At 53.8% G+C, this 12,088-nt stretch carries 10 protein-coding genes; 4 read left to right on the forward strand and 6 right to left on the reverse strand.

Translation table 11 applies throughout. The annotated features are described in order from the left end of the window. Positions 1 to 8: 8 nt before the first annotated feature. From B2P82_RS09700 to B2P82_RS09710, 3 genes are all read right to left on the reverse strand, one after another. Entirely contained in the window at positions 9 to 1,238 is a 1,230-nt protein-coding gene (locus B2P82_RS09700) for an acyltransferase family protein (protein WP_290496886.1), read from the reverse strand. 63 nt (positions 1,239 to 1,301) lie between these two features. Then, positions 1,302 to 1,745, reverse strand: a complete 444-nt coding sequence (locus tag B2P82_RS09705) for a hypothetical protein (RefSeq protein WP_206990701.1) — start codon at positions 1,743 to 1,745, stop codon at positions 1,302 to 1,304. After that, a complete protein-coding gene (locus B2P82_RS09710) occupies positions 1,742 to 3,202 on the reverse strand; it encodes a GMC oxidoreductase (protein ID WP_290496887.1) in 1,461 nt (486 codons plus the stop codon). The genes B2P82_RS09705 and B2P82_RS09710 overlap by 4 nt, the downstream gene beginning before the upstream one ends. Before the next feature lie 429 nt (positions 3,203 to 3,631). Between B2P82_RS09710 and B2P82_RS09715 the strand changes: the two genes are divergently transcribed. The 4 genes from B2P82_RS09715 (at position 3,632) to B2P82_RS09730 (ending at position 8,518) form a co-directional block, all read left to right on the forward strand. Then, complete coding sequence (locus tag B2P82_RS09715) at positions 3,632 to 5,167, forward strand: lipopolysaccharide biosynthesis protein (RefSeq protein WP_290496888.1); 1,536 nt, start codon at positions 3,632 to 3,634, stop codon at positions 5,165 to 5,167. Continuing rightward, complete coding sequence (locus tag B2P82_RS09720; protein ID WP_290479605.1) at positions 5,164 to 6,183, forward strand: hypothetical protein; 1,020 nt, start codon at positions 5,164 to 5,166, stop codon at positions 6,181 to 6,183. Before B2P82_RS09715 ends, B2P82_RS09720 begins: the two co-directional genes overlap by 4 nt. A 224-nt stretch (positions 6,184 to 6,407) precedes the next feature. Next, a complete protein-coding gene (locus B2P82_RS09725) occupies positions 6,408 to 8,120 on the forward strand; it encodes a hypothetical protein (RefSeq protein ID WP_290496889.1) in 1,713 nt (570 codons plus the stop codon). Positions 8,121 to 8,131: 11 nt separating this feature from the next. Next, positions 8,132 to 8,518 carry a DCC1-like thiol-disulfide oxidoreductase family protein gene (locus B2P82_RS09730; RefSeq protein WP_290496890.1) on the forward strand — a complete coding sequence of 129 codons (387 nt, stop codon included), beginning with the start codon at positions 8,132 to 8,134 and terminating at the stop codon, positions 8,516 to 8,518. Between the two features lie 41 nt (positions 8,519 to 8,559). Here the strand turns inward: B2P82_RS09730 and B2P82_RS09735 are convergent, their stop codons facing one another. From B2P82_RS09735 to B2P82_RS09745, 3 genes are all read right to left on the reverse strand, one after another. Further along, positions 8,560 to 9,660, reverse strand: a complete 1,101-nt coding sequence (locus tag B2P82_RS09735) for a glycosyltransferase (RefSeq protein WP_290496891.1) — start codon at positions 9,658 to 9,660, stop codon at positions 8,560 to 8,562. Positions 9,661 to 9,684: 24 nt separating this feature from the next. Continuing rightward, complete coding sequence (locus tag B2P82_RS09740) at positions 9,685 to 10,755, reverse strand: glycosyltransferase (protein ID WP_290496892.1); 1,071 nt, start codon at positions 10,753 to 10,755, stop codon at positions 9,685 to 9,687. Positions 10,756 to 10,798: 43 nt separating this feature from the next. Next, on the reverse strand, positions 10,799 to 12,088 hold a 1,290-nt coding region (locus tag B2P82_RS09745), incomplete at its 5' end, for a hypothetical protein (RefSeq protein WP_290496893.1).

Consider the following 12,088-nt stretch of genomic DNA (forward strand, 5'->3'; position numbering starts at 1 on the left):
CGAGCATTTCAGGGCGTCTCGACAGCGGGCCGGGTGTTTGCCGCCGACAGTTCTGCGGTCTTGTCAGCCGATTGAATTTGCTTGGAATATTTTCTTCCGAGGTCCTGCAGCGGGCGTTCGAGATAGTGATAGCTCAGCGTTGCAAGCGGAATGGTCACTGCCAGCGTCAAGGCTGCAATGAACGCCATCATGGCAAGTGCAGAGACAGGTGAAGGATCGGCACCAAGCATCGGCCCAAGCAATTCTGCGAATGCGAACAAGATGATGAAATGCAAGAGGTACAGCCCGTAGGAGATATCTCCGAGGAAGACGAGCTTCTTGGAGGCCAGCCAGCCTTCACTACGACCATAAAAAGTTATGGTGACAAGAAATGTTGCGGCAAGAGATACGACCAGAACAGAAGACGGGTCCACGTGAACCCATGGCCGGAAAATCCGCTGGACGAACATGCCAGCGAAAAGTGCACCGGCAATGAGAAGGTAGCGAAACCATTTCGGAAACCGAAAATATAGGTCGGCGACCATGCGTCCATAGTTCGGTATCAGAGCACCCAGAAAGAATGCGATCAGATAGACATTCACATGGCCGATGTGCAGCGGTGCGTACATTAGCGCCACCAGCACAACAAGCGTAGCGGCTATAAGGGCCGGCCGACGCGTCAGAACGACAAACAAAGGCATCAAAAATGATGCAATGATCTCTGTCCGGATGGTCCACGCCGGAGAGTTCAGGCTATTGGAGTAGCCGACGGCATTGAGAAGCGTTTCTATGAAACCGGGGTCCTGGTTGAAATATCCATTCATCCAGCTCGTGGCCCCAGCCGTGGGCGCATCACTGAAATACAGCCAGTGCATGGCCGCAGCAAACAATGTCACCGCGATCAGTAGCGGATACAGGCGAAAGAGACGTCGAACATAATAGCCAGCCAGATGAGCAAGTCCTTTGCCCTTCGACCGGCGCAGGGAAAGCGTGAGAACTGTCCCGCTCAACACGAAGAAGAGAACAACTGCGGCAGGTCCGTTGAAAAAGCCGATCAGGCCGTGAACCAGCATGTGGAACGGTTCTGAAAAATTGAGACCGTGCCGTTGCGGTGTATCCAGTCCAGAAACCTTGAACAACAGGAATGCATGATAAATCACGACGAAAGAGGCGGCAGTGCCTCTCAGGCTCGCAAGACTGTTTGAGAACGTCACCTGCTCAGACGAAGAAGGATTTGGGAGAATTGGTTGTGAAGTCATAACGCAAATCTTTTCAAGGTATTGTGCAAGCACCGCATGAGCGCCAGCATACAGGTGCCTGCCCTAGGCAAACTCGGCATATGGATTGAAGCAAGCCGTCATGGAGCCGAGATAGGTCGTGGGTTCAGTGGCGGGCTCATCAAGCAACGTATAGTCGGTGCGCACGATAAAGGCGGTGAGCAGGGCGCGTTCGAAATCGGCTTGATGATCAGACAATTTCGGAATTCCGCCCCCGGATACAGTTGATCCGAGTCCAATCAATTCCAGTCCGCGCAGCGTGGCCGACTTGATGAAGGAAGGTGCAGCCTCAGCCTCCCGAAAGTCTCGTACGAAGGTCTCAAATTCCGCTTTGTCCATTTTGAACGGACCGACCAGCCGTCTCAGCGTGCGCCGGATATGCCCCTGATCGGTCGTCAGCAGAACCGTGCCAGCCCCAGCTGCTGCGGCCACGCCAACCCCACCCAAAATCATGGCCCGGCGAGAAAGTGAGAGTCTGTTCCGGGTCATATGGTCACCTTCGCTGTCAGCTTTTCAGCTGCCCTCAAGCTGAGAGCGGCAACGGTCAGGCTGGGGTTGCCGGTTCCACATGTTGGGAACACAGACGAGCCGACCACAATGAGATTTCGGTATTTGTGGTGAATGAGATCTCCATCCACCACAGAGCTTGCCGGATCGGATCCCATGCGCATCGTGCTTTGCAGATGCGACTCCGTCCGGCGTATCCGGCGGAACACAACCTCTTCGACGGGTAGGGGTTGAAGGATCTCGTCCAAACCGTCGATGGCTGCCTGCAAACCTTTCTTGGCGTAGTCGCTGGCGCCCATGAAGTGAACGATTGGCTCTCCGTTCTCGCCGAGTTCGACGCGATTTCCGTCTTCAAGCATCTCTTCGACAACGATAGAGATTGGAAGCGTTTGCCGCCATTTCGAGCGCTCTGTCCGAAGGCCAAACTTCCAACGATTTTCAAAGTAGATAAGCGCTGCGCCGCGATCGGCGCGGAAGTTGCCATCTGCGAAACTATAGTCCAAGCCAGTCGTGATAGTGGAACCGTCGAAATTCTCCATACCATCCAGCAGGATTTCTAGATCAGCCCCATAAGTCTCGTTTAGGCCGGCACCGGTCAGCGCATCGGCCATTCCAGATGCCTGCATGATAGCAGGGCTATGAATGGCATTTGCGCCGAGTACAAACACGTCTCCGGTAACCGAGAATGTCTTTCCCGCGGACTCGAAACTCGCGCTCTTTACCGTATTATTCGTCGAGTCAAAGCTGGTGACGCGGCTGTTCAGGATCACCGTCACGCGATGGTCGTTATACACATCCATCAGGCCGTTCTGGGCCGTGAACTTCGCATCGGCCGGGCAAATCATGCATCGCAAGGAGGCGCAGCAGGGGCCGCGTCCTTCCGTGGCAACTCGGGCACGAGCAGTGGGAATAATAAAGTGTGTGTCGGGTCGCGCTGCCTTCATCACCTGATCGGGCGTAGAAGGATGATGCGGTGGTTGTGGAAACGGTTTCGAACGTGGCGCGATGCCGTGCATGTCCGGATCGCCTGAAACCGACATGATGGTTTCTGCATCGCAATAGTAGGGTTCCAGCTCATCATAGCTGACAGGCCAGTCCTGGCCGACGCCGTACTTGGACTTCAGCCGGAAATCATTTGGCAGAAATCGGGGCGATTGGGCGAACCAGCAATTCGTCCCGCCGCCAAACCCGATGGTGAAGTTCCACGGCTTGTCGCTGTCGGAATGATAAGTCGTTGCCCGGTCGATCGAGCTGTTCCGGTTTTCGTTCACTTGCCACGAATGGGCATTATAATCCCCGCGTTCGATGACGAGCACTCGACCGGTTATTGTCTGCAGTAATTTCGACAGAAAGAAACCGGAGCCAAAGCCGGAGCCGACCACGACAAAGTCGTAATGCTGTGAATTCACAGTTTCCGGCTGTGCCAGATTTTTTAGCATGACCCCACCTTTGATCCCCATTCATGCAGCGCTGCAGCATGGGTCTGAAAAGAGACCCGATAGCGCCGGTATTCTTTATTCATCTGGCGCTATATTTGCAATTCGCATGCTAGAGGGGATCGTCCCCAAATAGTCAGGCTCTCCATCTAACATTTCTACACGGGGGCGTCTCCCGAAACCCGGGCGTGTTCGCGCCGGAAACTTGGGACATGACCGAAAAAGGGGAATTGAGGCAAGGCAAGCGCCATGGGTGCACAACAAGCGAGCATTCCAATGACGAGTGCAATGAAAATCAACCGGATCAAATTATCAAAATCTAGATAGAGATCCGGCAGTGACGTCTTTGTACTATTAACCAGCCACAATTTCGCACTGTACCAGCCTGCAACAGTATCGAGAACGAGCCAGAGAAAGCCTCCATTTCAGCACATGTCCAAGAACGACACGCCTCCCGAGGATGACGACCTCAATAATATCAATACGACTGCGGCGGGCCTGGCGAGTGGAGCTGCGATCACCGGGGTCGCTCAGGGCTTTCGAGTTGTGCTGGGGTTTGTTCAGGGTATCGTCTTGGCGCGCCTGTTGCTGCCAGCTGACTTCGGTCTCGTCGCCATGGTTGCGCCCGCCGTCGCCTTCGCGGCCATGGTCAAGGAGCTGGGTCTGAACCAGGCGACCGTACAGCGAGACCAGATATCGCAGCAGATTGTGAGTAATCTTTTCTGGCTTAGCGTGTCGATGAGCATTCTGCTCGCCATCATCATGGCGGCGTGTGCACCTTTGCTTGCCGATTTCTATGGAGAGCCTGAAGTTCAGGCGCTCGCGGTCGCGTATGCTGCAACGATCGTGGTCTGGGGCCTGCAATCCCAGCCGGCTGCGTTGTTGGCTCGCAAGCTCGCCTTCAAGACCATTGCGATCATCGAGGTCGTTTCGTTGCTCGCCGGATTCACTGTCGCGGTCGCAACCGCCTATCTGACCCGAAGCTATTGGGCGCTCTTCTGTGGCACGATTATTACGGCGGCTGTTTCCACACTCGCCAGCTGGATGGCCAGCAAGTTCAAACCGATGAAGATAGGCAGTGCGGAAGGCATGAAGGAAATGATCGGGTTCGGCTCCAGTATCGCCGGATTTGACCTTCTCAATTTTGCCTCACGAAATGCCGACAATATTCTAATCGCGCGCTTTCATGATGCGGTCGAACTCGGTCTTTATGACCGGGCCTACAAGCTTTTGCTCTTCCCATTGCAGAAAATCACTTATCCGCTCTCCCGGGTGATGGTGCCGTTCCTTTCTCGTAATGTGAACCAGCCTGAGCGCTACAAGCGTGCTTACTTTGTGGCCGTCACCATTATTCTTGTCGCCGCGCAGCCGGGCGTTCTGGTCGGCATACTGTTCGCCGACGAAATTTTCCTCGTCCTGCTGGGCAAGGAGTGGGTGGCGGCGGCGCCGGTTTTCATGTGGCTCGGAATTGCTGGTCTTGTTCAGGTCATGACCTCGACCATGGGTTGGCTGTTCGTCAGCCAGGGGCGAGGCAAGCACTATCTCATGGTCGGTGCCGTTACTGCCGTGATTTCCATAACCTCCTTCGTTGTGGGATTGCCCCAAGGGGCCGTAGGCGTGGCTGCGGCGTATGCCATTGGCGATCTAGTGTTCAAGACGCCTTATGTCTGGTTCATGGCATCCCGCAATGGGACCGTCAGGTTCGAAGATTTCGTGCGTCTGCTCATGCCGCACCTGTTGGCGTTGGCAGTCGCAGCTGCTGCACTTTATTTCACGGGGCAGTCGTTCCAGCAGATCGGCTTTTTACAAATTGGCCTGCTTCTGGCGCTCTCTTATGGCATATACCTTGCTGTTCTGACCTTGTTCAAAGAAAAGGTTTCGATGGCGCGAGAACTGCTTGAAATGATCTGGAACAGCATTCAGTCCAAGCGACAGGCTCGAGCGGCTCAAAAGGGAATGCAGGAATGAACTATCGCTCTCTCGCAGATATGTATGATGCCATAACGATGGGGCTTGGCCGGTTGCCGGACAACATCGATCTAATCGTGGGCGTTCCGCGCAGCGGTTTGATTCCGGCGAACTTCCTTGGCCTTTTGCTGAACCTGCCCATCACGGATGTTGAAGGTTTGATTGAGGGGCGCGTCATGGCTTCGGGACGCACGCGTCGCGGTGCGGCGGTGAACAAGACCTTCGCCGAGATGAAGAATGTGCTGGTGATTGATGACAGCGTGTTCCACGGCAATTCCATTCGCGCTGTAAAGGAGCGGCTGGATGTCGAACTTGAAGGATACAATCTAACTTATTGTGCCGTTTTCGGTCCCAAGATGACGCACCCGGATATCGACATTGTTCTGGACGCTGTACCCCAGCCGCGAATTTTTCAATGGAACCTCTTCCACCACGGACTGCTTAAGGAATGCTGCATCGATATTGATGGCGTCCTTTGCCTGGACCCCACCGCCCAGCAAAATGATGACGGCGACCGCTATCGCGAATTTATCCTCAACGCGATACCGCTGAATCGTCCGACAAAGCCATTAGGCCATCTGGTAACGAGCCGACTTGAAAAGTATCGCCCGGAAACAGAAGCTTGGCTCGAGAAGTGGGGCATCCAGTACGAGTCGCTTAACATGCTAGACTTGCCAAACAAGGAGGCCCGCCAGAAAGCAAAGGCGCATGGGTCGTTCAAGGCGGAAGTCTATCGCAACAAGAACAGCATTATGTTCATTGAAAGCGAACACGACCAAGCGGTTGAAATCGCCCGTCTATCCGGCAAGCCAGCGCTATGCATTGAGACGCAGCAAATGCATATGCCTGCCAGCGGTGATCTGCGCACAATTCAGCAATCCATGAAAGGGTTGCCTCGGCGGATTGTGCTTCAGAAGACGCCCTTGTCAAACAAACAGTCGATGAAGAATTTTGTTCGTTCAATTGTGGGCGACAGAGGATATGCGCTTATGAAGAAGGCGTCGGGTAGATCCTGACGCAAATCCCTTCGTTAGCGTTATCGTTTCAGATTTTTTTAAGATGAATACGGACTAGTACTTATTTCGCTGAAGCGATCAGTAGTAATTATCAATAAAAACTAGTCTGACCGGGCCGGTTTTCCATTCCGATAAACTCTTCGGCGTGTTAAATGGTCGTAATGTATATTTCTGTTTCCGGGTGGAGGAACGCTGCTTCGGAGACCTAGTGGGGTGACAATAAAATGGCAGGGCTACGGTGGGCAACACTCGGGCACAGATCCAACCTATCCGACGATGACAATCTGACACCAATCATCAAGTTTGGGACAATCGGCATCATTGTGCTGGCAAGCTTGTTGCTGGTTCCGATTTTCAACTTCATTGCCAATTATTCGGCCGCTTGGCACCCTGAACGCGCGCTTGCGATTTACATTGCAATCGCAGTTTGCTGCGCGCTGGCTGCCATCATCAAGTATGATGATGTGCCAAAGTATCTTCGTATAATCATCAAGGGTCTCGCCCTCTTCCTCGGCTTTTACAGCCTGTGGTTGGGCGCGGATTTTTCGAGTGTAAACGAGAACGTTCAGAGCGGCGCTGGAAACTTTATTGTTGTCGTTCCATTCATTGTTTTCGCCGCCACGATTGCCGCCATGTTTCGGCCATCCCTGGCGCTGTTACCTCCCTTGTATCTATTGATCCACAAGGACCTGACACGGGTTCTGTCTGGCGCGAAGGAACTCGGTCGCAATGATTATGCGCCGCTTGTGGAAGTGCTTGTCTTCACGGCCGGCGCGGTTGTGGCGCTTGGCCTGTTCGTAAAAGCGGTAGAGATCGCCAAGCGGAAGCAGATTATCCCGGAGCGCTTTCACACGGGTATTCAGCAGGGCATCACCGCGTTACCACTCATCATTCTTTGCATGGCGGTCGGCGCTCATCTGGGCAACTACTTCATGTCTGGATTGGCGAAGATTCACCTTGATGGAGGTGTCTTTGCTTGGGTTTCTGACAATCCAACCAGTTCTCTGATGTTGGCTGGCTATAATGTCGGTGCCGCACCAGGGGCGTATGCGCCCGGGCTTTTCGGTTTTGCATATTCAGTTCTTCGCGCAGTCGAGCCGTATCTCAACGTCGTAACATTGGCGGCGCAGTTCTTGTGCTTCCTCGCTTTTTTGCGCGTGCGAACCATGTTGGCCTTCACCGTCTTCTTCGACATGATGCACATCGCAATCTTTTTGCTGACCGGCGCGTTGTTCGTTCCCTGGATTTTGTTGAACAGCCTTCTCGCATCGGCTTTTGTCGCGATGAAGATGGATCGACTTCCCAAGGAGGCGATCATTGCTGGCGTACTTGTCACGATCATGGGACATACAGTTTTCTACAATGCACGCCTTGGTTGGTATGATAGCCGGGAATTGCGAGATTCCTATTTCACCGCGATCACCGATACAGGTGAAGAGTACCGGGTCCCCAATAGCTTCTTCCGGCAGTCTTCATATCTCATGTACACACGTAACTTTGGATATCGCGAGCATCGCGGACCGTCTCGTCACGTGCCGACGTCGCAATGGGGGCAGATTGGCATCGGCGTTCGCTCGGACGAAATCGCCAATTACGATATCATGAAAGCTACCAAGACTTGCTCCTATCATTCACCGTACGAAAATGATGCGTCTATCGTCGATTTTGATGCCGGAGCCGCGTCGAGCTTCATCGGCTCTCATCACCAGATGATGCTGCAGCAGAAAATTAAATCGGGCAAAACGCCGTCTTACCACCTATATCCTCACCATCATTATTCCATGCCAGTGAGATACAAGGGGTTTGAAGCGCTGAATCTGGAAAACATCGCAGGCTATCGTTACAATGTCGAAACGGTGTGTCTCGACTGGCAAGATGGCGCATTCAAGCGAGATGTTCTGGTGAGCACAAAAACCGACATCATTCCGATAAACTAGCGGCGATCAAAATGACTGAAAATGTAATCGTCTATGATGGTGAATGCCCGTTTTGTAGCCAGTATGTGAAGATGCTGCGGATACGCGAGTCGGTGGGGACCGTCCGTCTGATAGATGCCCGGTCGTCCGATGAAACGGCTATCTTCGCCCGCGGCAAGTTCGATATGGATCAGGGTATGGCCGCGCGCATCAGTGGCGAATGGTATTATGGGGATGATTGCATCCACATATTGTCGATGATCAGCAGTCCTGTGACAGTGTTCAACAAGTTGAACGGCTGGGTCTTTCGCAGCCCCAAGCGAGCGCGCGTGCTTTATCCCGTTATGCGGAGCGGTCGCAATTTCGTTTTGCGTTTGCTGGGCCGGCGGAAGATCGGACAATCACTCTCGGAAACCTGAGAGTCGCAGAGCTGGTTTCTTTCACCCAACTGTCGTGTCTATTAGTTCGCTATTGCAGCTGCGTCTGGTTCAGCGGCAAAAGCTGCCTTCGCGCGGTTGCACGCATCCAGAAGCGTGTCGATCTGGTGATCTTTGTTCAGGATATCACGCTTGGAATAATCACGCGTTTGTTGTTGCATGGCCGCATAGAATCCTTGGTCATCCCAAAGCTTCCTCACCGCCGACACCCAGTCATCGATTGGTGCGTCCGGGCTGATCAGGATACCGCCCTCGCCAACAGATTCCGACAAGCCTCCAATTTTTGTGGCGACGCACGGAATGCCAGAGAAGTGAGCTTCTGATGCAATGCGCCCCCAGGCTTCCTGCCATTGGCTTGGGATGAGCAGGATCTTGGTTCTGGAATAGACTTTGCGCATATCATTGGTGCGCGGCTTCAGAGTCACATTTCCGCATTTTCGTGCCCACTCGACATTCTGTTTGCTGACATCTTCGGGAAGTGGCCAGCCTTCAACAAACTCGAACGGAATATCAGGGCAGCGTTCAGCGATCTGGAACGCGATATCTCGCCCTTTCTTGGGGTGTGGATTAATAAAGGAGACGACCTCTGGTGCATGATCGCAGGTATAGCGCTCGGCCATGAACATGGGCGGAATGGGTACCGCGTCTATGCCATACTTTTCCTTGTAAGCATCCGCAGTAAATTGGGAATTCGCAACATAGATTGTCGAAGCCGGGAGGTCGGCAGGGCTGGCTTCATACTTGTGGAATTCCACGTCTCGGACGTAGACTACGAGTGGAATGCCAAACTGAGCGAAATGCTTTGCGGTCTTGAAGGGCTTGCCCGCTGTGACAATCAATACGTCCGGCTTGGCTTGTTTCAGAACCGCGTCACCTTCTTCCCAGACAAACCATTTTCGATAAACAGGATACCCGGGTAGCTTGTCGCGCGTATACTTCATAGGCGTCAGCTTGAGCGCCGCCCGTACAAGGTAACCGAGCCGGTCTTTGTGGTAGAGGCCGGACAGTACTGAGACATCATGACCGCGTTTGATGATTTCCAGCGACAATTCATGCGTACTGGATTGTGATCCGCCTGCAATTTGCGGCGTATGCGGATGAGCAGTGACGAACAATAGGTTCATGGTGTGTCCTGTCGGTAGGGCGGGTTACTGGTCGGCCGCGGACGTTGCACGTCCGAGCACCGCTTCCAGTGTATCGAGTTGATGATCGCGTTGCAGGGCAGGGCGCGCTGCATAGTCTAGTGAGGCCTGGACCAGTTGATCGTAATGAGCCTTATCGGTCCACAATCTCTTCAGGGCGCTTGACCAGGTTTCTTCAGGCTCTGACAAATCGATCAAAACCCCGCCGGGTCCTACAGATTCTGGCAATCCGCCTTGGGCCGATGCTACAACAGGAATTCCGTTGATATGAGCCTCAGCCGAAATGCGTCCAAAAGCCTCTTCCCATCGACTTGGGGCCAGCACAATCTTGGCTTCGGCATAGACCTGCTTCATGTCCTGGGTCCGGGCCTGAACTCGAACGTTTGGAAGAGTCGCCAGCGCGGAGTTGAGTTCGTCGAGGTCTTCCTTGGATAGGGTCCAAGTCATCTGGAAAGTGAACGGGATCTCGGGACAGGCGCGGGCGCAATTCAGCGCGATGTCGAGTCCTTTGTGCTTGTGCGGATTCACAAACAGGACAGACTCACGCCGCGTTTCCGTCTGGTACATTTCTGGACGAATGAGAGGATAGATGATTTCCGATTTCACGCCGAATGCGTCATCGAACTTTCGCGCCGTGAATTCGGAATTTGCAATAAACTGGCAATCTGAAAATTCTTTGAGGTCTCCCCCCAAATCTTCGAATTCCACATTTCGCAGGTAGAAAACCAGCGGTACATTCCGGAATTTGAAGCCTTTCGCCAGCCGGGCTGGAAACCCTGACTGTAGAATCACGACGTCGGGTTTGAATGCGTCCACGACTTCGGATGTTGAATCCACAGGGTGCCAAGCACGATAAGTGGTGTAGCCGCACACGTCATCGCTGACGATCGTTCCAGACTTCAATTTCAACATTGTACGATGACGCAAGCCGAGCCAACCGTCTCCGGTCAGGCCTGAAAATACGCTGACGTTGTGCCCTCGAGCTCGCAATTCCAGAACGAGTTCATGCGTGCTGGATTGGGCGCCGCCCGCAATCTGCGGAATATAGGGGTGTGCGCTCGCAATGAGTATTCGCATATCGTGCTCTCGACTGTGCCAGACGAAATGATAAGTGCACGATTTACGCCAGAACTTCACCCGTCAATACATTTGCGACGGTCTCGGCAAGTTCCTCGGCGATCAGACCAAATCCTTCCACATTGAAGTGGATTCCATCGTCCATTTGCTCATCGACATCCGTGGTCGTCGCCCCGATATAAACGTTGTCGTAAAGTGATGCGATGTAGGCTTGGGCATCCCGGATAGCTGACAGCGCGCCTTCCGGGCCATCGAGCCAGGGGCCCAGTTCCGGAAAGTCACCCAATTCCTGAATGAAGACGGGGATGTCTGCGCCATACCGGTTCCAGAGATACTCGAACACGCTGGTCGTAGCGTCGATCAGAGCGTCGACAATTGAAGAAGTGTTGCTTCCATCAATCGCGCGCGCATCATCTTCGCCTTGTGCCCAGATAATGGCGTCGAGATCCTCGCCCGCATTGAGGGCTGCATCTATCTTTGAAACCGCGGTTAGCAGCGCTGGCCCCGGGGAATCTGTATCCACGTTCCACCAATAACTATTGGCATCGGCCAGCGGGTTGGAGCCGCTGCCGCCTTTGGCGGCGTTGATCAGCGTGGTGTCACCATTGAGATAAGCCTCGATGGAGTTCTCGAACACAACCGATCCGATATCGCCTGGGCTCTCGTCATCCTTATGGCGATAGAAGTACCGCTCGGCGTTCGACTGACCGGTGAAGGCGATATAATCGTAATCTTCCGGGTTGAGTGTGTGAGAAATTGGGGCGATTGAATCGTCTTCGACGATTTCAATCCAGTCGATCCGGGCCTTCTCGCCTGAATCATAGACCGCTTCCACGGAGATTTGGTCTCCGGTTTCGAGAGCGACCGAAGCTTCATGAATATTGAACACATCACTATCTGCATCTGCCAGCCAGCTTGTGACGACCTGGCCGTTTACTTTGATCTGATAGGCCGAGACTCCGTCGCTCTCATCAAGATGGGACAGGCGAACCAGATAGTCGCCGTCAGCACCTGTGAACTGTCCCTCGGCGACGCTGGTTGTTGCGCTATCCTCCGCGCGTATAACGGCGTCGTTCGAAGCGGTCGAACGGGATTCAGTGATGAACCCATCAGTGAGGATCAGGTCTTCTGCCTCTGTGCGGCCAAGTCCAATATTCGCTGCTGGTGGTGGCGGCGGAGGCGGCAACAAGGACGCATCAGTTACGGTTATGGTGTCGATACGCGCAAATTCACCGGCATTCTTGGAGCCCTCGATCGTGATCACGTCGCCCGTGTTGAGGTCGAGCTGGAAGGCGTGCGTGTCGATGACCCATCCACTGGAGCCACCTGCGCC

The organism is Hyphomonas sp. UBA4494 (assembly GCF_002388935.1).
Lineage (GTDB): Bacteria > Pseudomonadota > Alphaproteobacteria > Caulobacterales > Hyphomonadaceae > Hyphomonas.